Genomic DNA, 20659 nt, shown 5'->3' with positions numbered 1-20659 from the left:
CAAGGAAGCGACAAGATCATGGCAAGCAAGATACGGGTGATCGTGGTGGATGATTCAGCACTGGTGCGCAGCCTGCTGACGGAGATCATCAACCGCCAGCCCGACATGGAATGCATAGGCGCGGCCAACGACCCGCTGCAGGCGCGCGAGATGATCCGCAGCCTCAACCCCGACGTGATCACGCTGGATGTCGAGATGCCGCGCATGGATGGCATTGATTTTCTGGGTCGGCTCATGCGCTTGCGTCCGATGCCGGTGGTGATGGTCTCCACGCTTACCGAACGCGGAGCCGAAGTGACGATGCGGGCACTTGAACTGGGTGCGGTGGATTTCGTTGCCAAGCCGCGCATTGGCCTGGCCGCGGGCATCCAGCTGCTGACCACGGAGATCACCGACAAGATTCGCGTCGCGTCCAAGGCCAGAGTGCATCGGCTGGCTCCGGCGGCCGCGGCGCAGGCAGGCCAGGTGGCGGCCGCCGCGGCGCGCCCTGGCCTGCTGGGGCGTCTGTCCACTGAAAAGATCATCGCCATCGGTGCATCGACGGGCGGCACCGAGGCCATACGTGAAGTCCTCACGCCGATGCCTGCGGACTCGCCCGCCATCGTGATCACGCAGCATATGCCGCCGGGTTTCACCACAAGCTTTGCCGCGCGTCTCAACAGCCTGTGCCAGATCACCGTCAAGGAGGCACAGGACGGCGAGCGCATCTTGCCCGGCCATGCCTACATCGCGCCAGGAGGGCGCCAGTTTCACATCAGCCGCAGTGGTGCCAATTACGTCGCGGTGGTCGATGATGGGCCGCCCGTGAACCGGCACAAGCCATCGGTGGAGGTGCTGTTCAAATCCGTCGCTGCCCTGGTCGGGCGCAACGCCCTGGGCGTGATGCTGACCGGCATGGGGGATGACGGAGCGACCGCCATGCGTGAAATGAAGGACGCCGGCAGCTACAACTTCGTCCAGGACGAGGCCAGTTGCGTGGTGTTCGGCATGCCCCGCGAGGCCATCGCCCGTGGTGCGGCAGATGAAGTGCTGCCGGTGACGCAGATAGCGCAGGCGCTGGTCAGCCGTCTGCGCGGATCGACCGATCGCTTGCTCAATCGCATCTGACCCGGTAGCCCGATGGCGGTCAATCGTGCAACTCGTCGCGGGCTGCGCCTTCGAGGTGCTGCACGTCGCCCCAGCCGACCAGGGCCAGGCCGGAACCCCGGCTCCAGAGCAAGCGGTTGATGGCGGCGTTGTCCAGTTGCCATGTGCGCGGCGCCTGCAGATGTTGGTGCGTTGCCAGCCGGTAGAGCATGTCCAGCACGCCGCCATGCGCGACCAGCGCGATCAGTTGTCCGCCGTGACGTGCGGCAATGCGATCGATCGCCTCGGTGATGCGTTGCTGCAATGCCATCAGTGATTCGCCGCCGCGCGGTGCATACACCGGGTCGCGCACGCGCCACAGCCGTGCATGGTCCGGCGCGTCGCGTTCTACCTCGGCGAAGGTGAGCCCTTCATACTCGCCAAAGCAGCGTTCGCGCAAACCGGGCTCGGGCACGATGGGCGCGCCGGTGGCCAGCGCAAGCGCCTCGGCGGTCGCCATGGCGCGCTGCAGGTCGCTGCTGTAGATGCAATCCAGCGTTGTGCTGTCCAGCGCTTTTCCCAGCTGGCGGGCCTGCTGCATGCCGGTGGCGTTGAGCGCAATGTCCCGGTGGCCTTGAATGCGCCCTTGGGCGTTCCATGCGGTCTCGCCATGGCGAATGGCAATGATGCGGGTGGGCTCTTGCATGGAGGCAGAATGTACAAGGCGGCGCCCGCACAATGCGCAATGCGTCGGCAACAAAACGATGGTGATGACGGAATCTGCAAAGATGAAAGGCATGCGGCGGCGGCGATGGCTCGCCAGTGCTGCAGCCATGGCAGCGCTGGGCATGGGCCAGGTGCCACTCGCCCATGCGGCGCCAGCCAGGCGGGCGAAGCTGACCCTGGCCGGACCGTTTGCGCTGGTGTCGTATCCACTCATGCGCATCGCCGACAGCGGCGCCCTGGCCGACGTTGCGGACAAGGTGGAGTTCACCACCTGGAAGAGCCCCGACCAGCTGCGCGCCATGGCCATTGGCGATGCGGTGGATCTCATGGCAATGCCCAGCAATGTCGCCGCCAACCTCTACAACCGGGGTGTGCCGCTGAAGCTGCTGGACATCACCACCTGGGGATTGCTGTGGATGGTCTCACGTGACCAGGGTCTGCGCACCTTGGCGGATTTTCGTGGCAAGGAGGTGGTGATGCCATTCCGTGGCGACATGCCGGACATCGTGTTCCAGTTGCTCGCCGAGAAGCAGGGCATCAAGGTGGGCAGCGACATCAAGCTGCGCTATGTGGCCTCGCCGATTGACGCCATGCAGCTGCTCATCACGCGCCGGGCCGATCATGCGCTGCTGGCTGAGCCCGCGGTATCCATGGGCTTGCGCAAGACGCATTCGTTTCCGGTGAAGGTCATTGCACCGGATTTGTACCGCAGCGTGGATTTGCAGCAGGAATGGGGGCGGGTTTTCAAGCGTCCGCCGCGCATTGCGCAGGCGGGTGTGGCAGCGCTCAAGGGGGTGTGTGAGGATGCGGCATTGCTGGTGCGCTTTGAACAGGAGCATGCCAAGGCGCTGAAGTGGTGCCAGGAACACCCCGAACCCTGCGGTGCGATGGCTGCACGGCATGTGGAGATGCTGACGCCCGAGGGCGTGGCCGGCGCGCTCGCGGCGACGCGGGACACCATGGCCTGGGTTGGCGCCGCACAGGCGCGCCCTGATCTGGAATTTTTCTACCAGCAGTTGCTGGAGCGCCAGCCGGGCCTGGTGGGTGGCAAGTTGCCGGACGCCGGGTTCTACGGATGAAGCACGCATGAGCCTGCTGCGTCGCTGGTTTCTCGGCATCCCGGGCTACCTCTGGAGTGGCTGGGGCGCCGTTTCCAGCCTGTTCCTGATGGTCGCGCTATGGGAGGCGCTCGCCGCGGTCTACGGGCCGCTGGTGCTGCCCACGCCTATGCAAGCGGGTCAGCAGCTGCTGGCCTGGGCGGGGCGTGGTGGTGAACTCTGGCCTGCGCTGGCGATCAGCGGGCGGCGCGCCTTCATCGGCCTGGCACTCGCGGTGCTGGCTGGCAGCCTGCTGGGTGTGGCGGCAGGGGTGTCGATGACCGCGTCGATGATGTCCAGGCCCTGGGTGACGGTGCTGCTGGGCACGCCGCCGATCGCCTGGCTGGTGCTGGCGATGCTGTGGTTTGGTACCGGCGACGGCACGCCGGTGTTCACGGTGTTCATTGCCTGTTTTCCCATTGTGTTCGTCGGCGGCATGCAGGGCGCGCGCACGCTGGAGCGGCGCTGGCGTGATCTGGCGCGCGTCTATCGCCTGCCCTGGCACATGCGCGTGCTCGATGTCTATGTGCCGCATGTGGTGTCCTACCTGTTCCCGGCCTGGATCGTGGCGCTGGGCAGCAGTTGGAAGGTGGTGGTGATGGCCGAGCTGCTGGCGTCCGACAGCGGCGTTGGCGTCGAGCTGGCCACGACCCGCGCGCAGTTGGACATGGCGGGCACGCTGGCCTGGATAGGTGCGGTGGTGCTGGTGCTGCTGGCGCTGGAGTATCTGTTGATGGAGCCGATCAAGCGCGAGATCGAGCGCTGGCGTGACGGTGGCGGCACGACCCATGGAGGCGCGCCATGAGCACCACGGTGCAGCCAGCGCTGCGTGTGCGTCACCTCTCGCATGCCTTTGGCCCGCGCGACGTGCTGGCGGATGTGAGCCTGGAAGTGCCGGCAGGTCACACGCTGGCGCTGGTCGGGCCGTCGGGCAGCGGCAAGAGCACTCTGCTGAATCTGTGCGCCGGACTGCTGACGGTGCGCGGGGGCCGCATCGAGAACGGTTTTGCGCGGCCCGTGATGCTGTTTCAGCAACCCAGCCTGCTGCCCTGGAAGACGGTGCTGGACAACATCGCTCTGGGGCTGAAGGCGGCCGGTGTATCCGGGCACGAGCGGATCGCGCGTTCGCGTGTCATCGGGCATGCCGTGGGACTCGACGATCTGGCGTTGGCGCAGTTTCCGACGCAGCTCTCCGGCGGCATGCAAAGCCGCGCTGCGCTGGCGCGCGCGCTGGTGCTGGAGCCTGATCTGCTGCTGCTGGATGAACCGTTTTCCGCCCTCGACATCGGTCTGCGCGATCAGATGCACCGCTTGCTGCTGGCCGAACAGGCGCGCCGTTCGCTGACCGTCTTGATGATCACGCACGACCTGATGGAGGCAGTGGCACTGGCAGACAGTGTGCTGCTGCTGTCGGGCAGACCGGCCCGCATCTGCTGGCGGTTGGACCTGGCGCTGCCCGCCGTGCAGCGCAGCGATGATTGGGTGCATCGCCAGACGGCGCTGGTGCTGGCGCAGGGCGCGGTGCGAGAGGCCTTTGAACTGCCCCCGCTGCAAGGCGCCAGCTCGTCCACACCCGACGGCGGCCTGAGCGCGGGCGTTACCGTGCTGGCGCACGCACATGTGGCCAGCGAGCGCTGCGAGGTGCTGCTGTGAATCCGTGGTGTCTGGAGCACCCGCTCTGGCTGTGTCCGTTTCGCTCCTTCTTCGGCCTGGCCGCGCTGTCGGCCGTGGTGCTGATGGCGCTGTGGGGCGCGTTTCTGCTGCTGGGCTGGCCCCTTCCTTCCGTGCCCGGCGGGCCCTTTGTGTGGCATGTGCATGAGCTGCTGGTGGGAGTCGGGCTGGCGGCGGTGGCGGGCTTCATCCTGACCTCCGTCCCGGAGTTCACCGATACGCCTTCGTTTGCTGCCCGGCCGGTACGCGCGCTGGTGCTGTTGTGGTTGCTGGGCCGTGCGGGTTTCTGGGCGAGTGGCTGGTGGCCACGACCTGGGCTGGTGGTCGCGGGGCTGGCGCACCTGGCGCTGGTGCTTGGGCTCATGGCCTTGCTTGCGCCGCGTCTGTGGCGCGATCCCGAGCGCCGCCATGTCTCCTTTCTGTGGGTCCTGGGGCTGATCGCGCTGGTGCTTGCCGGCTTGTATGGCGATGCGCTGCGGGGGGCTTCAGCCATGCGCTGGCTGCATTTGCTGCTGGGCGTGCTGATGGCGCTCATCGTGGTGGCGATGAGCCGCATCTCGATGAGCATCGTCAATGCCAGCATCGATGCGCGCAACGCGCTGGATGGTGCGGACAGGCCACCCTACCTTGCCCGCCCGCCCCGGCGCAACCTGGCGCTGCTGGCGATTGCGCTCTATTCGCTGGCGGAGTTCTGGCAGCCGGGTGGTCGCGTCAGTGCCTGGCTGGCACTGGCCGCGGCCAGCGCGCTGCTCGGCCTGCTCAATGACTGGCATGTCGGCAAGCCGCTGTTCCAACGCTGGCCGCTGATGCTGTATCTGGTTTATGGTTTCATGGCGATCGGTTACGGCGTGATCGGCGTGGCGCTGCTGACGGGCGGCTTCAGTGCGAACGCGGGGGTGCATTTGCTGACCACGGGCGTGTTCGGGCTCAATATCTATGTGGTGGTCTGCATTGCGGGTTACACGCATACAGGCCTGGACAAGGACGATCGCCCCTGGGTGCCGTGGGGTGCGGCGGCGTTGGGCGTGGCGGCCGTGCTGCGTGCGCTGGCCTATGCGGGCGTGGCCAGCATGGCGCTGATGGGGCTGGCGGCGCTGTTCTGGTGCGCTGCCTTTGCATTGCAGTGCGCCCACATGCTGCCGGTCTTCCTGCGCCCGCGTGCGGATGGACGCGAGGGGTGCGCCGGCGTGCTCGGCATGCCGGGGTAGGTGAGGGCTTGCTGCGACCTTGATGGGTTTGTGGACTCCGCGGTTTCTGAATAATCGGAACTCCCGGCGCGGCCCCCCGAGGGAGCCGCCCCCATCGACAGGAGCATGCAGTGGCCAGCGAAGACTTTCCCGAATTTTTTGCCAGAGTGCCGACGATCACGGTGCGTGACAAGTTGGCGCAGTTCCTTGGCGCGGCGCTGCACGGCACGATGACCTACCACTACGCCGATGCCGTGCGCCTGGCGGGCCACTCGTGCCCGACGGTGGCGGGTACCTGGCTGATGGTGCTGAACGGCCTGCGCGCGCTCTATGGTGACGAGTTGCCGGTGCGTGGGGAGATCGAGGTCTTCATGGGCGACGCGCGTGACAGCGGCGCGACGGGCGTGGTGGCCACCGTGGTGCAACTGCTCACCGGCGCAGCGGCGGAAACCGGCTTTCACGGCATAGGCGGGCAGTTCTCGCGTCTGGATCTGCTCACGTTCGATCAGCCGGTGCAGGGCGTTTTTGGCCTGCGGCGCATGGATACCGGGCGCGCGGTGCAGGTGTCGCTGGATGCCTCGGTCGTGCCGTGGACCGACGAAATGCGCACCGTCATGCCCAAGGCCGTCGGCGGCTACGCGAGCGATGCCGAACTGGCGCGCTTTGGCGAACTCTGGCAGGGCCGCGTGTGCCGCATGCTGACCGAGCATGCGACCGATCCGGCCATGGTGCAGGTCAGCGAGTGGCGGGTTCCGGCCTGAACGGCGCAGGCACAAAAAATGGCGACCATTGGCCGCCACCCTGTTTGCGCGCTGCTGGTGTTCAGTTCACTACTTGCGCGAGTGCGCCGGCGGCGTAGCGCGCCGCCATGTCCACCAGTGTCGCACCCTTGATCTTGCCGCCCTGGCCTTCGCAGCCGAACTCCAGGTAGCGCTGCTTGCACACTGCCTTGGCGGCCTCGCGTGCCGGCTTCATCCATTCACGCATGTCGAACTTGTCCGGGTTCTCGACCTGAAACTTGCGTACCGCGCCGGTCATGGCCATGCGGATATCGGTGTCGATGTTGATCTTGCGCACGCCGTGCTTGATGGCTTCCTGGATCTCCTTGACCGGCACGCCCCAGGTCTGTTTCATCTTGCCGCCGTACTGGTTGATGATGGCCAGCAGCTCCTGCGGCACGCTGGAGGAACCATGCATCACCAGGTGGGTGTTGGGGATGCGGGCGTGAATTTCCTTCACGCGCGAGATCGCCAGCACGTCGCCGGTGGGCGGGCGGGTGAACTTGTAGGCGCCGTGGCTGGTGCCGATGGCGATTGCCAGCGCATCGAGCTGCGTGGCCTTGACGAACTGCGCCGCTTCCTCGGGGTCGGTCAGCAGCTGGTCGTGGCTGAGCTTGCCAACCGCGCCGATGCCGTCTTCTTCACCGGCCTCGCCGGTTTCCAGGCTGCCGAGGCAGCCGAGTTCACCTTCGACGGTGACGCCCACCTTGTGGGCCATCGCCACCACCTGGCGCGTGACGTCGATGTTGTATTCGAACGAGGAGGGCGTCTTGCCGTCTTCCTTGAGCGAGCCGTCCATCATCACCGAGCCGAAGCCCAGCGCGATCGCGCCCTCGCAGACCTTGGGGCTGGTGCCGTGGTCCTGGTGCATCACCATCGGGATGTGCGGATAGGCCTCGCAGGCGGCGGTGATCAGGTGCTTGATGAAAGGCTCGCCCGCGTACTTGCGCGCGCCGGCGCTGGCCTGCAGGATGACAGGCGCGCCGGTCTCATCGGCCGCGGCCATCACGGCCTGCACCTGCTCGAGGTTGTTGACGTTGAAGGCTGGGATGCCGTAGCCGTTTTCGGCGGCATGGTCGAGCAGTTCACGCATGGAAACGAGTGGCATGGCGCAGTCCTCGGGTAGTTCAGAAACGCGGTAGGCGCAAGCAGCGCCCAGGATCGTTTGATTCTACCGACCTCGCCTTGAGCACGTCGTTGTGCCGGTGCGGCAATGCTGGCTATCGGGCGGCGTCCTGCAGCCGTTGCACGGCGTGGCGCAGGGGGGCGTCGCTGGTGGCCACGGCGCCGACGAACGGCCGGTCGATCACGTAGACCGCGTGCAGTTGCACACCGATGAACAAGCCCATCAGCAGGCATATCCAGCGGCTCGATCGCGGCTGGTTGGCATGGGTGAGTGCGGCAAACGTGAGCACGATGAACGCGCAGATCAGCATCGCACTCCACACCACGCTGGGCAGGTGCCCTGTGGCTATGGCAAGCCGGTTGTCGCGCGCTGCGGACAGGGCCTGCAGCGTCTGCCCAAGGGCGGTTCGCAAATCGGGGGATTCGGCGGCGAAGCGGCGCAGCGCCTCCGTGCGCAGATGGTGCAACTGGCGGCCGGTGTCCGCATCGGAGCCGGTCCAGCTCATGGCAGGCCATTCACGCGTCAGCGCCTTGTGGCCGTAGTCCGCCAGTTGTGCGGACCAACCTGCTGTGGCAGTCGGTGCGGCGCTGGCGGCCAGCGCGTTCAGGGTGTAGAGCGCGCTGGCTTCGCTGCGCACCGCGCGGTCGGCGTCGGAAAAATCGCGCAGTTCGACCGATGCCGTCAGGCCTAGCCAGACGACGAAGCCCGCCATCATGGGTGAGCCGATTGTCGCGATCAGACCGGCCACGCCAGCCAGGCGCACGGAGCGCCGGCGCATCCAGGCGGTTGCCGCGACCGACAGCGCCAGCGCTGCCGCCGTTGCAATCAGGTAGGCGAACAAGGCGGACAGCCACAAGGGCCAAGACAGCAGAAAAGTCATGGTTGCACCCTGGCGGTGTGAGGTGCCGCGGTCAGCGCACGCGGCAGATCTTCAGCATGTTGGTGCCACCGGGCTGGCCCATGGGCTCGCCGCAGGTGATCGCGTACAGGTCGCCGGGGCGCACGATGTTGCGCTCCTTGAGTTGCACCTCGGCTTGCGCAAGCGCAGTGTCGCGCTCGGCGCTGGTATCCATCAAGAGCGGGCGCACGTTGCGGTAGATCGCCATCTTGCGCTGGGTGGTGATCTTGGGGGTGAGCGCGTAAATCGGGATGTGGATGCGCCTGCGGCTCATCCAGAGCGCGGTGGAGCCGCTGTCGGTCATCGCCACGATGGCCTTGGCGCCCAGGTGGTGGGCGGTGAAGAGCGCGCCCATCGCGATCGATTGGTCGACGCGCCCCAGGGTGGCGCCGCCAAAATCCGAGTCGCGCTCGTCGTCCTCCGCGGCTTCCGCCGCCGCGCAGATGCGCGCCATCTGCTCCACGGTTTCCAGCGGGTACTTGCCGGCGGCGGTCTCGGCGCTGAGCATCACGGCGTCGGTGCCGTCGAGCACGGCATTGGCCACGTCGCTGACTTCGGCGCGCGTGGGCACCGGGTTGGTGATCATGCTCTCCATCATCTGGGTGGCGGTGATCACCACCTTGTCCATCTCGCGCGCCATGCGGATCATCTTCTTTTGCAGCGCGGGCACGGCGGCGTTGCCGACTTCCACCGCCAGATCGCCGCGCGCCACCATGATGCCGTCGGAGACGCGCAGGATTTCTTCGAGGCGCGGCACGGCTTCCGCGCGTTCGATCTTGGCGATCAACCCGGGCTTGTGCCGCCAAGCCGCGCCCGCCACGTTGCAGAGCTGGCGCGCCATTTCCATGTCGGTCGCGTTCTTGGGGAAGCTCACCGCCACGTAGTCGGCCTGAAAGCCCATGGCGGTTTTGATGTCGTCCATGTCCTTGGCGGTGAGCGCAGGTGCAGTCAAGCCACCACCCTGGCGGTTGATACCCTTGTGATCGGAGAGTTCGCCACCAATGATTACCTCGGTGTGCACCACGGCCCCCGCGATGGCCTGCACGCGCAGCACGATCAGGCCGTCGTTGAGCAGCAGCGTATCGCCGGTGTGCACGTCCTGAGGCAGCTCCTTGTAATCCAGGCCCACGGCCTCGATGTCGCCGGGTGTTTCCCGTGCAGCGTCGAGCGCGAAGGCTTGTCCCGCCTGCAGCATCACCCGGCCCTGGGCGAAGGAGCCGACGCGGATCTTGGGTCCTTGCAGGTCGGCCATGATGGCCACTTCGCGCCCGGCGCGGCGCGCGGCTTCGCGCACCATGGCGGCGCGTTCCTCATGGTCTTTTGCCTTGCCGTGGCTGAAGTTCAGGCGCACCACGTTGACGCCGGTAGCTATCATTTTTTCAAGCAATGCCGGATCGCTGGAGGCGGGCCCCAGCGTGGCGACGATCTTGGTGGCGCGGCGGATGTGCGAGGTCATGCGATGGGTGATGGGCTCTGGGCGAAATGCGGCTGTCCATTGTGCCCATGTTTGACTTGCGCACCAGTGAAGCAGGGGTCAAAAAGCCTCGGCACCCTCCTGGCTGAGCAGGCGCTCTGCGTCGCGCCGGCCAAAGAGCCAGAACAGCGCGGGGGTAAGGAAGGTATCGAGCAGCGTGGAGCTGACCAGGCCCGAGAAGATGACCAGGGCCACCGGGTGCAGAACCTCGGTGCCGGGCCGCTCGGCCTCGAACAACAGCGGCGCCAGCGCGAAGGCCGTGACCAGGGCCGTCATCAGCACCGGGGAGAGGCGCTCGAGCGAGCCACGCACGATCATGGCGTGGTCAAAGTTCTCGCCCTCGGCGCGCATCAGGTTCAGGTAGTGGCTCACTTTCAGGATGCCGTTGCGCACCGAGATGCCGGCCAGCGTGATGAAGCCGATCAGCGCCGCCACCGAGAACGGCTGGCCCGACAGCCACAGCCCCAGCACGGCGCCCACCAGGGCCAGCGGGATGTTGACCATGATGAGCATGGAGAGCCGCGCCGACTGGTAGCGCGTGTACAGCACCACGAACATCAGCGCCAGCGACACGACGGAGAGCATGCCGACCAGGCGGCTGGCCTCCTCCTGCGCCTGGAACTGGCCGCCCAGGGTGACGAAGTAACCCTCCGGCAGGCGCTGATCGGCCACCACCTTGCGGATGTCGGCCACCACGTCGGACAGCGCCCGGCCCTGGGCGTTGGCCGAGAGCACGATGCGCCGGCGACCGTCGTCGCGGCTGATCTGGTTCGGGCCGTCGCCCTCCTCGATGCTGGCCAGGCGCGACAGGGGCACGCGGCCCTTGGGTGTGTCGATAAGCAGCTGCGACAGGCCCAGGGCGCCGCGCGCGCTGTCGGGCAGGCGCAGCACCAGCGCAAAGCGGCGCCCGCCCTCGACGATCTGCGCCAGCTTCTCGCCCTCCACCAGGCCCTGCAGCGTGGCCAGCACCTGGGCGGCGCTCACGCCGTACTGCGCGGCAGCGGCGTAATCCACGCGCACGGTGATCTGCGGCGCCAGCACCTGCTTTTCGACCTCCAGGTCGGCCAGGCCCTCCACCTTGGACAGGCGCGCGCGCAGGTTCTCGGCCTGGCCGCGCAGCGTGTCCAGATCCTCGCCAAACAGCTTGATGGCGATCTGCGAGCGCACGCCCGAGAGCATGTGGTCGATGCGGTGCGAGATCGGCTGGCCCATGGAAACAGCCGCCGGCAGCGGCGCCAGGCGCGCGCGGATGTCGGCCTGCACCTCGGCCATGCTGCGGCGCATCTCGGACGCGGGCTTGAGGCCCACGTCCAGCTCGCTCACATGCACGCCCTCGGCATGCTCATCGAGCTCGGCACGGCCGCTGCGCCGGCCCACATGGGTGACCTCGGGCACCTGGCGCACCAGGCGCTCGGCCTGGCTGGCCAGCTGGGTCGATTCGGCCAGGGTCACGCCCGGGTTCAGGCGCATGCCGACGAGCAGCGTGCCCTCGTTGAAGGGCGGCAGAAAGGTGGTGGGAAACAGCGGCACGGCCAGCGCCGCCAGCAGCACCGCCACGCCGCCCGCCGCCACGGCCTGGCGCGGATGTTGCAGCACGCGCGCGAGGCCCACGCGGTAGCGTGCCTTGAGCCAGGCCAGCAGGCGCGTGTCGCCATGCTCCAGATTCTTCATGCGCGGCAGCAGGTAGAAGGCCAGCACCGGCGTCACGGTCACCGACACCAGGAGCGACGCCAGCGTGGAGACGATGAAGGCCACGCCCAGCGGCACGAACAGCCGTCCCTCTATGCCAGGCAGCGCGAACAGTGGCAGGAACACCAGCACGATGATGGCCGTGGCGTAGACGATGCCGGAGCGCACCTCCAGCGAAGCGAGCTGGACGATCTCAAGGAGGCGGCCGGGCTTGGAAATCACCGGCTGCGAATCGACCGCAGCGGTCCATTTTTCACCGTCTTCTGATCCCATAACTCGGCTATGGGACTGCGAATCCGGCAAAAACTGTCCTCGCTGGGGTCGTTTCTCGCTTTCGGTGCTCCAAGCCCGACCGCCTCCTGGCGGGTGCAGCCGTGCGCCGCCCTGCTTGTGCCTGTCCATCTTCAGGCGGCGCAGCACGTTTTCTACGTCCACCACGGCATCGTCCACCAGGCCGCCGATGGCAATCGCCAGGCCGCCCAGCGTCATGGTGTTGATGGACAGGCCGAAGTACTTGAACACCAGCGCCGTCAGAAAGATGGACACGGGAATGGCGGTGAGCGCAATCACCGTGGGCCGCAGCGTGCCCAGAAACACGAACAGGATCACCGCCACGAACACCGATGCGCCTATCAGCTTGCCCTGCAGGGTGGTGACCGAGGCCTCGATGAAGCTGGCCTGGCGGAAGGTGACGCGCGGCTTGTCCATGCCGGCGGGCAGGGTCTGCGCCAGCTCGTCCAGGGCCTGCTCTATGCGCTGGGTCAGGGCCATGGTGTCTGCCGTGGGCTGCTTTTGAATGCCCAGGATCACCGCCGGCTGCCCCTCGAAGCCGGCATCGCCGCGCTTGATGGCCGGGGCAAAGCTCACGCTGGCCACCTGGCGCAGCAGCACGCTCTGGCCGTTGGGGGCGGCCAGGGCCAGGTTCTGCAGGTCTTCCAGGCGCGAGGTGCGGCCCAGGTGGCGGATCAGGTACTCGCGCCCACCCTGCTCCAGAAACCCGCCCGAGGTGTTGCTGGAGAAGCCCTTGAGCGCGCCAGAGAGCTGCTCGGGCGTGATGCCCAGCTGCGCCATGCGCGCCGTATCCGGCTGCACCTGGAACTGGCGCACCTCGCCGCCAATCGGTATCACCTGGGCCACGCCGGGTATGGCCAGCAGGCGCGGGCGCAGCACCCAGTCGGCGTACTCGCGTACCGCCATCGGCGTGGTGCGCTCGGTGGCGATGGGAATGGCCACCATCATGATCTCGCCCATGACGGAGCTGACCGGCCCCATGCTCGGCTCCACCCCGGCGGGCAGGCCCTCGTCCATGGCGGACAGGCGCTCGGACACCATCTGGCGCGCGCGAAAGATGTCCACGCTCCAGTCAAAGGTGACGTAGATGAAGGACAGGCCGGCACTGGAGGTGGAGCGCACGCTCTCCACGCCGGGCAGGCCGTTCATGCTGGTCTCCAGCGGGAAGGTGATGAGCTGCTCAACCTCCTCGGCGGCCATGCCGCCGGCCTCGGTCATGACCGTGACCGTGGGCTTGTTCAGGTCGGGGAACACGTCCACCGGCATGCGCGACAGCGTGTACGCGCCATAGGCCATGAGCACGGCCGCGGTGACCAGCACCAGCAGGCGGTGCGCCAGACTTTTTTCAAGAAGCCACTTGAACATTGCGGCTCCTTAGCGAATCTGGTTCAGCAGGGAGGCACCCTGCGTGGCCACGCGCTCGCCGGGCTGCAGGCCGTCGGTGACGGCCACATGCACGCCGTCCAGCGGCTGGATGCGCACCACGCGCGGCGCGTACTGCTCGGGCGCGGTCTTGACCCAGACGATGGCCTGGTTGGACGGGTTCTTCTGCAGCGCCGCCAGCGGCACCTGCAGCCCGGCCACGCGCGAGCGCGTCTGCACCACCAGGCGCACGCTCTGGCCCAGGGCCAGTTGCGAGAGGGCCTGGGCGTCGCCGGCAAAGGACAGCGGCAGGGCCTGCTCGCGCAGGCTGCGGGCCGCGCCCAGAAAGCGCAGCGGCACGTTCTGCCCGCCCGGCAGGGCCAGGCTGGCGCCGGCCACGTCCTGCGCCTGGGCCGGGTCGTAGGCCAGGGCCTCGATGCGCAGGCGCGCCGGATCCACCACCTCGAACACCTGCTCGCGCGCGTCCAGCACCTGGCCGGCGACGGCGTTGCTGGAGGCGACGACGCCCGACACCGGCGCCACCAGCGCATCGCGCTGGCGCAGGCCGGCGCCCACGGCGGCCAGGCGCGCGGTCAGGCTTTGCAGCTCGCTCTCGGCGGCCTCGATGTCCTTGCGCGCCACGGTGTCGGCCAGCTCGCGCAGGCGCGCCAGGCGGCGCTGGGCCAACTCTTTAGCCGCGCGCAGCTCGGCCTGCTGGGCCAGCTGGCCGGAGCGCTCCAGCGCACCCGCCGTGGGCACCACATAGGCCAGCACCTGGCCCTTCTTCACGCTCTGGCCCGGCAGCGGCAGGCCCTGCGGGCCGGCCTCCAGGCGGCCGGCTAGGGCCGCCTGCACCTTGCCGCCGGCGTTCGGGTCCATGACCACGGTGCCCGCCAGCTCGAACGCGCGCGCATGCTCGCCCGCCGCCACGGCCAGGGTGCGCAGGCCCAGCTGGCGCTGGGCCGACTTGGGGATGAATACGCTGCCGTCGCTCTGGCGCCGCGGGCTGTCGCCGCTGAGGGCCGGGGGCGCGTCGTCATGGCCCTCGTGGGCCTGGACGAACAGTGGCAGGGACAGGGCGCAGGCCAGGGCCAGGGCGTTCAGGTATTTGGTTTGGCGGCTCATGCTGCACCTCCCGTGCGTTGCGTGCGGCGGCTCCAGGCCCACAGAGCGGCCAGGGCCAGCAGGACGGCACCGCCGGCCAGGGCCAGGCGGCTCTTGCCCGCCCAGGCCGATGGCGGCACGGCCGTAGCCGGGGCGTGCCAGTCGATGTCGGCGGCCAGCAGGTCGCTGTCGGCGCCGGCGACGACGGTGGCGGTCACCGGAGTCTCGCCGTCGGCCAGGGGCTGGCTCAGCTCAGCCTGGTACAGGCCTTCGCCCACCCGGGTCACGGCCAGGGGCTTGCCCTTGCCGCCCAACTCCAGCTCCAGCGTGGCATCCGGCACGGGGCTGTTGTCGGCCGCATGGTCCAGGTACAGGGACAGCCTGTGGCCCTCGATCACGCCGACCAGCTCGAACTGCTCGGACACAGCGGCAAAGCGCGGCGCGGCGCTGGTCTGCACGGCGGCGGGCGCATCGTCATGACCCTCATGGGCCTGGACGGCCAGGGCAGACAGCCCCAGCAAGGCCGCCAGGGCGGGGGAAAGAAAACGTCGGTGGTACATATCGGTCCCGGAACAATGGCCTGCAAGCTATATATTTAATAGCTGTTTGCGCTTTATGGAAGGGCGCTGCAGGCCTTTTTTGCTTAAAGATTACTCAGGCAGCAGGCCCAGCGCCTGGCGCAGGGTGGAGGTGGCGGCGGCGGCGTCCACGCGGGCGCGCTGCCACTGGCGTTCGGCCAGCTGGGCGTCCTGCTCCACGCGTAGGCGCGTGGGCCAGTCGGCCTCGCCCAAAGAAAAGGCCTTGGCGACGAAGCCGCGCGTGGCGCGGGCCAGCTCGGCGTTGCGCGCCATGGCCTGCTCCTGGGCGGCGGCGGCGCCGGCCTGGGCCTGGGCGGACTGGATGTCGGCGGCCAGGCGCTCGCGCTCGCGCTGCACGCGCGTGTCGGCCTCCAGCGCCTGGGCCAGGGCCGCGGCCTCACGCGCCTGGGCACGCACGCCCGCGCCCAGCGGCAGGCGCACGCCCAGGGTCACGGACTGCTGGTAGCTCTCGCCCGCCTGGCCGCGCGCGCTGGCGGCCGACAGCGTCAGCTCCGGGTTGGCGCGCGTCTGTACGGCAATCAGCTCGGCCTGGCGCCGGGCCAGGGCGGCCTGGCGCTCGCCCTCGGCCAGGGTCGGGTGCTCGGGCGGCACGCCCGGGGCCTGGCCCAGGGCCGGCGTGCTCTCCATGCCCAGGCTGTCGCCGGCCACCGGCAGCTGCGGCCCGCCACCCAGGGCGGTCAGAGCCGTGCGCGCCGCGGTGCAGCCGCCCCGGGCCTGGGCCACGGCGGCCTGGGCCTGGGCCACGCCGGCCTGGGCCTGGTAGTGGTCGGAGCGCGCCATGTCGCCCGCGGCCAGGCGCCGCGCCACATCGGCCTCCAGGGCCTTGGCGCTGCCCTCCTGATCCTGCGCCAGCGTCAGCTCGCCGCAGGCGCGCTGCCATTGCCACCAGGCATCGCGCACGCGTCCGGCCAGCTGCAGTTGCGCCGCCTGGGCGGCGCTGTGCACGGCCTGCAACTCGGCATCGCCCAGCGCCGCGCGGCGCGCGCGCTCGCCGGGCAGCCACAGCGGCAGGGCCAGGCCCACGGTGTATTCGCGCTCGCCCTGGCGGCTGCCGACGCGGTCGGTCTTGCTCTCGAGCTCCAGGGCGGCAGGTTCGGGCGTCCAGGCGTCGGCGCTGCTGCGCTGGGCCTGGGCGGCCTGGCGGCGCAGCGGCAGCGCCCGCGCTTCTGGCTGCAGCTGCCAGGCCTGCTCAAACAGGGCCTGCAATGGCGTGCCGGGCTGGGCTGCGGCGGTGTTGGCCGCCAGCGCCAGGGCACTGGCCGCGAGCCACATGCGTGGCCGCGGTCGGGGGTGATTCCTCGGGGGATTCGATGGCATCCGATATTGCTCCCATGGCAAAGGTCAATACCGGCAAGACGCAATGCACCATGCGGCCCTCGTACAGCAACCCGGAAATATCGAAACATGAAAGCGCGCCTTCGCCCCCATGGCGGCGTTGCAAATCCTCGCGATAGCTACGGCTATCGCTGCGGTTTGCGCCTTGCCCTGGGCGCGAATCCATCGCTTTCATTGTGTTCCTCTACTTCCAGGTTGCCGTACTAGGCCACTGGAGCGATCAAGAGGGAAAGGGCTGCCCTGCCCCGCCTTGCCGTTCAGGCAACGGGGCGCCAGTTGGGGCGTTCGGGCCGCTGAGGGCTGGGGGTGGGAAGTACAAAACGCAGCGCAGGTGCGCGCTGCAACGCCTGCGTCCACAAGGCGGTGGTGCTGCTGGTCTGCTTCAGGGCGTTGGTTTGGCCGTGGCAGCTCTGGCAATCCATGTCCAGCGCGGGAGGGGTCTGGTTGGTGCCGGCCTTGCCGTTGTCCGCATCGGTTTCGTGCTGGTGCGCGTGGTGCCCGAAATGCGCGCTGGCCGGTGCCGCCTCGTGGCTGCAATAGCCTGCGGCCGCAGCCCAGACGGACTGCAGCGGCATGGCGAGCATCAGGAGGATGAACAGAAAGCGGCGCATGGACGGTGCGGATTCTATCGGCGGGTGGCGCGTTCAGCCCCGGTTGCCAAGGGGTCAGGCCCGTCCCATGCGGGCGCGCTGGGCTTGCGGCGTCCCGGCTTTGGTGCGGCTCAGCAACCAGGCCATCAGCAGCCAGTAGCCGACGAAGGCCAGCACCGTCATCAAGGAGGGTTGCGCGCGATAACCCGTCAGCCCCGCGACCAGGCCGCCCACGCGTCCCATGTCGGGCAGCAGCCAGGAGGTATCCCAGATGCCATCCACCAGCGGTGGCAGCCATTCGAGCGCCTGCATCTTCTCCACGCCGGTGACGACCAGCGACGCGGCCAAAAGCAACAGCAGGATTTCGGTGATGCGGAAGAACCGCGGCCAGGTCATGACCTTGCTGCCCAGCTGCAGCAGCCAGAAGGTTGCCACGGCGGCCAGCAACCCGCCCAGGGCAGCGATGCCCATCAGCGGCAGGTCGCTGGCCGGTGCCGCCGCCAGCGTGCCGTAGAGAAAGACCACGGCTTCGCTGCCTTCGCGTGCGATGGCCAGCGCCGCCAGCACGGCCACGCCCCACCAGTTCTGATGCTCCAGGTTGCGCGTGAGGCCTTGTTCCAGCTCGCGCTTGAGCGTGCGGCCATGGGCGCGCATCCACAGCACCATTTGCGCGATGAGCGCGGCCGCCACCAGCACCATGAGCGTCTGAAACTGGTCCTGCCAGTTGGCTAGCAATTCCTGCGCGCTGTAGATGCCCGCGCCCAGCAGGCCGGCAAGCACCAGGCCGGCCACTACGCCACCCCAAAGCCAACGGCGCCCCGATTCAGCACCGGGCGTGCGCGACAGCCAGCTGTGCAGGATGCCGACGACGAGCAGGGCTTCGACGCTCTCGCGCCACATCACGAAGATGACTTGTTCCATGGAGGGGTTGGCGGTTGACGGGTAGATGAATGCTATGCGCTGTGGTGCGGGCAGGGGCTCACTTCATCACGATGTGACCTTGCGAATTTTCCATGTGGAAGTCGTCGAAGAAGGGGTACTTGCCGGCCAGCTTGGGCGGGATGGTCTTGGTGCGCGTGGCGCCTGGCGGGATCACGATTTCCACGCCGAGCGAGCGCGATTCAAACTCGGCCGGCGTCTTGCCGTTGTTCACCATCTCCAGGCGAAAGCGCTTGCCGGCCGGCAGTTCCACCAAGCGGGTGTTCACCGCGCCGTCGTTGAATTCGATGCGCGCCACCGGCATGTCGTCCGCCGCTTGTGCGCAAGGCAGTGCGATGCCCAGCAAGCCCCCTGCCACGCCAACAGACAACAACACATGAGCGAAACGGTGGCGCATGAACCTGGCTCCTTCTCGGGCCTGGGCCCGCGGGTGGTCGAAAGACCACAAGTGTAATGCGAAAGATTCGCATTACCGCCAAAATTTGCTCAAGGCTCAAGAGAGCCGAAGCGCCGGATCAGTCGCGCATCAGCGCCTCGATGGCGTCCGGCTCTACCGGCACGCCGCGCGTCACGAGCTCGCAGCCGTCTGCGGTGACGATGGCATCGTCTTCGATGCGGATGCCGATGTGGTGAAACGGCTCGGGCACACCTTCGCCCGGGCGCATATAGATGCCGGGCTCAATCGTCAGCACCATGCCCGGCTGCAGGATGCGGCTGGGCCGACGCGTCACCGTCTGGCCGGTAATGGGGTCCACCTGCTGGCTGGTCTGGTTGGCCTCGGAGGGCTCCACATAACTGCCGCAATCGTGCACGTCCATGCCCATCCAGTGGCTGGTGCGGTGCATGTAGAAGGGGAAGTAGGCGCGCTTTTCGATCACGTCCTGCACGCTGCCCACTTTGTTCGCGTCGAGCAGTTTCAGATCGAGCATGCCCTGCGCCAGCACCGCTACGGCGGCGTCGTGCGGGTCGTCAAAGCGCGCACCGGCGCGGGTAGCGGCAATCGCTGCCACCTGGCTTTGCAGCACCAATTCATACAGCGCGCGCTGTGGCCCGGTGAAGCGCCCGCTGGCGGGGAAGGTGCGGGTGATGTCGCTGGCGTAGCCGTCGAGTTCGCAGGCGGCATCGATCAGCACCAGATCGCCCGCGCGTACCGGGGTGTCGCCCGCGCGGTAGTGCAACACGCAGGCGTTCGCCCCCGCGGCGACGATGCTGGTGTAGGCCGGAAACTGCGAGCCGCCGTCGCGGAAGGCGTGCAGCAACTCGGCGTCCAGGTGGTATTCGCGCACATCTTCACCGGCGCGCAGCATGCGGGCGCTGCGCTGCATCGCGCGGATATGCCCGCGTGCGCTGATGGCGCCGGCGCGGCGAATGGTGTCCTGTTCCTGGGCGTCCTTGACGAGGCGCATTTCGTCGAGCAGCTCGCACAGGTCGCGTTGCATCTGCGGGCACAGTGCGCCGGCACGCGATCGGGTGCGCACCTGGGTCAGCCAGCCTTCGACGCGTGCCGCAAGACCAGTGTGCGTGGCAAAGGGAAACCACACCTCGCTGCGGTTTTCCAGCAGTTGCGGCAGCCGTTGGTCGAGCTCGGCGATCGAATGTGCCGCCTGCACGCCCAAGGCCTGCGGCGCCGCCTCGGGGCCCAGCCGGTAGCCGTCCCAGATCTCGCGCTCCATGTCCTTGGGCTGGCACAGCAGGGTGGATGCGCCGTCGGCCGTCACTACCAGGAAGGCGCCAGGTTCGGAAAAGCCGGTCAGGTAGTAAAAGTAGCTGTCGTGCCGGTACGGGAAGTCGCTGTCGCGGTTGCGCATCGCCGCCGGGGCCGTGGGAATCAGCGCGATGCCGCCTTCACCCAACTGGGAGGCCAGGTGGGCCCGGCGCTGTGCATAAAGTGTGCTCATCGCGTGATCGTACTGCGCGCAGCCCGCCTACACTTGCCCGCCATGGTCACTCCTCTTCCTGGATGTCCCCGAGCCATGCTGCTGGCCGCAGGACGCGGCGAGCGCATGCGACCGCTGACCGATGCCTGCCCCAAGCCTTTGTTGCAGGTGCATGGCCAGCCGCTGCTGACCTGGCACTTGCAGGCGCTTGCGCGCGCGGGCGTGGCGAATGTGCTCGTCAATACCGCTTGGCTCGGCAGCGCCATCCGCCAGTACTATGGGCATCAATACTGCCTTCAGCCCATGCTGGACAAGCGCAATACGCTCTCGATTTCATACTCCAACGAAGGCGAAGACTTCGGCGTTGCGCTGGAGACTGCCGGGGGAATCGCGCGCGCGCTGCCGCTGCTGGGGCCGATCTTCTGGCTGGCGGCGGGCGATGTGTTTGCCCCCGATTTTGCGTTTGATGCCGGCGCGGCGCGGCGTTTTGCCGCGGGTGAGGTATTGGCTCACCTGTGGCTGGTGCCGAATCCGCCGCAGCATCCCAAGGGGGATTTCGGCCTTTCGGACGATGGTCATGCGCTGAACCTTCCAGACGGCGATCCGCGGCCGCGTTACACCTACAGCACCATCGCGCTGCTGCGCGCCGAGCTCTTTGCGCCGCCGTGGTGCGACATCCCGGTGGGCAATCCGAACGGCGTGCAGGCGCCGCTGGCACCCGTCCTCAGGCGCGCCATGGATGCCGGGCGGGTGAGCGCCGAGCTGTATTCCGGTCTTTGGGTGGATGTGGGCACGCCCGAGCGATTGGCCGCGCTCAACGCCCAGGCGCCCGGCGCTTGAGACACGGTGG

The 20659-nt window shown here is 68.0% G+C and carries 19 protein-coding genes; 7 read left to right on the top strand and 12 right to left on the bottom strand.

Annotation, left to right across the window (positions count from 1 at the left end; translation table 11 throughout):
• The first annotated feature begins 18 nt into the window (after positions 1–18).
• On the top strand, positions 19–1107 hold the full coding sequence (locus ABS45_RS13075; protein ID WP_291556051.1) for a chemotaxis response regulator protein-glutamate methylesterase: 1089 nt from the start codon (positions 19–21) through the stop codon (positions 1105–1107).
• Between the two features lie 19 nt (positions 1108–1126).
• Here ABS45_RS13075 and ABS45_RS13070 read toward each other — a convergent pair whose 3' ends face one another.
• Positions 1127–1771 carry a histidine phosphatase family protein gene (locus ABS45_RS13070; RefSeq protein ID WP_291556049.1) on the bottom strand — a complete coding sequence of 215 codons (645 nt, stop codon included), beginning with the start codon at positions 1769–1771 and terminating at the stop codon, positions 1127–1129.
• 64 nt (positions 1772–1835) lie between these two features.
• Here ABS45_RS13070 and ABS45_RS13065 point away from each other — a divergent pair, with 64 nt between their 5' ends.
• The 5 genes from ABS45_RS13065 to ABS45_RS13045 all read left to right on the top strand — a co-directional run bounded on the left by ABS45_RS13065 (position 1836) and on the right by ABS45_RS13045 (position 6507).
• On the top strand, positions 1836–2870 hold the full coding sequence (locus ABS45_RS13065) for an ABC transporter substrate-binding protein (RefSeq protein WP_291556046.1): 1035 nt from the start codon (positions 1836–1838) through the stop codon (positions 2868–2870).
• Between the two features lie 7 nt (positions 2871–2877).
• A complete protein-coding gene (locus ABS45_RS13060) occupies positions 2878–3693 on the top strand; it encodes an ABC transporter permease subunit (RefSeq protein WP_291556044.1) in 816 nt (271 codons plus the stop codon).
• Positions 3690–4541 carry an ATP-binding cassette domain-containing protein gene (locus tag ABS45_RS13055; protein ID WP_291556042.1) on the top strand — a complete coding sequence of 284 codons (852 nt, stop codon included), beginning with the start codon at positions 3690–3692 and terminating at the stop codon, positions 4539–4541. Before ABS45_RS13060 ends, ABS45_RS13055 begins: the two co-directional genes overlap by 4 nt.
• Positions 4538–5767 (top strand): NnrS family protein, encoded by a 1230-nt coding sequence (locus ABS45_RS13050; protein WP_291556040.1) that lies wholly within the window; start codon positions 4538–4540, stop codon positions 5765–5767. The genes ABS45_RS13055 and ABS45_RS13050 overlap by 4 nt, the downstream gene beginning before the upstream one ends.
• Positions 5768–5877: 110 nt before the next feature.
• Complete coding sequence (locus ABS45_RS13045) at positions 5878–6507, top strand: hypothetical protein (RefSeq protein WP_291556038.1); 630 nt, start codon at positions 5878–5880, stop codon at positions 6505–6507.
• Between the two features lie 61 nt (positions 6508–6568).
• On the opposite strand, the gene fba is transcribed toward ABS45_RS13045, so the two are convergent.
• From fba to ABS45_RS12990, 11 genes are all read right to left on the bottom strand, one after another.
• Positions 6569–7633 carry a class II fructose-bisphosphate aldolase gene (gene fba / locus ABS45_RS13040; RefSeq protein WP_291556036.1) on the bottom strand — a complete coding sequence of 355 codons (1065 nt, stop codon included), beginning with the start codon at positions 7631–7633 and terminating at the stop codon, positions 6569–6571.
• 112 nt (positions 7634–7745) lie between these two features.
• On the bottom strand, positions 7746–8531 hold the full coding sequence (locus tag ABS45_RS13035) for a hypothetical protein (protein ID WP_291556034.1): 786 nt from the start codon (positions 8529–8531) through the stop codon (positions 7746–7748).
• Positions 8532–8562: 31 nt separating this feature from the next.
• On the bottom strand, positions 8563–10005 hold the full coding sequence (pyk, locus tag ABS45_RS13030; RefSeq protein ID WP_291556031.1) for a pyruvate kinase: 1443 nt from the start codon (positions 10003–10005) through the stop codon (positions 8563–8565).
• Between the two features lie 78 nt (positions 10006–10083).
• On the bottom strand, positions 10084–13368 hold the full coding sequence (locus tag ABS45_RS13025) for an efflux RND transporter permease subunit (protein WP_291556029.1): 3285 nt from the start codon (positions 13366–13368) through the stop codon (positions 10084–10086).
• A 9-nt stretch (positions 13369–13377) separates the two neighbouring features.
• A complete protein-coding gene (locus ABS45_RS13020; RefSeq protein WP_291556027.1) occupies positions 13378–14490 on the bottom strand; it encodes an HlyD family efflux transporter periplasmic adaptor subunit in 1113 nt (370 codons plus the stop codon).
• Positions 14487–15029 carry a hypothetical protein gene (locus ABS45_RS13015; RefSeq protein ID WP_291556026.1) on the bottom strand — a complete coding sequence of 181 codons (543 nt, stop codon included), beginning with the start codon at positions 15027–15029 and terminating at the stop codon, positions 14487–14489. Before ABS45_RS13015 ends, ABS45_RS13020 begins: the two co-directional genes overlap by 4 nt.
• Before the next feature lie 90 nt (positions 15030–15119).
• The gene (locus ABS45_RS13010; protein WP_291556024.1) at positions 15120–16340 is read right to left on the bottom strand and encodes a TolC family protein; all 1221 of its coding nucleotides are present in this window, start codon (positions 16338–16340) and stop codon (positions 15120–15122) included.
• A gap of 320 nt (positions 16341–16660) precedes the next feature.
• Positions 16661–17014 carry a hypothetical protein gene (locus ABS45_RS13005; RefSeq protein WP_291556022.1) on the bottom strand — a complete coding sequence of 118 codons (354 nt, stop codon included), beginning with the start codon at positions 17012–17014 and terminating at the stop codon, positions 16661–16663.
• A 54-nt stretch (positions 17015–17068) separates the two neighbouring features.
• Entirely contained in the window at positions 17069–17914 is an 846-nt protein-coding gene (locus ABS45_RS13000; RefSeq protein WP_291556020.1) for an FTR1 family protein, read from the bottom strand.
• Positions 17915–17972: 58 nt separating this feature from the next.
• On the bottom strand, positions 17973–18329 hold the full coding sequence (locus ABS45_RS12995) for a cupredoxin domain-containing protein (RefSeq protein ID WP_291556018.1): 357 nt from the start codon (positions 18327–18329) through the stop codon (positions 17973–17975).
• A 118-nt stretch (positions 18330–18447) separates the two neighbouring features.
• Complete coding sequence (locus tag ABS45_RS12990; RefSeq protein WP_291556016.1) at positions 18448–19830, bottom strand: aminopeptidase P N-terminal domain-containing protein; 1383 nt, start codon at positions 19828–19830, stop codon at positions 18448–18450.
• Positions 19831–19872: 42 nt separating this feature from the next.
• On the opposite strand from ABS45_RS12990, the gene ABS45_RS12985 reads away from it, so the two are divergent.
• Entirely contained in the window at positions 19873–20649 is a 777-nt protein-coding gene (locus ABS45_RS12985) for a nucleotidyltransferase family protein (RefSeq protein WP_291556014.1), read from the top strand.
• Positions 20650–20659: the final 10 nt, after the last annotated feature.

Source organism: Comamonas sp. SCN 65-56 (assembly GCF_001724135.1).
Classification (GTDB): Bacteria; Pseudomonadota; Gammaproteobacteria; order Burkholderiales; family Burkholderiaceae_C; genus Comamonas_C.
This window is presented reverse-complemented; position numbering and strand designations above follow the sequence as displayed.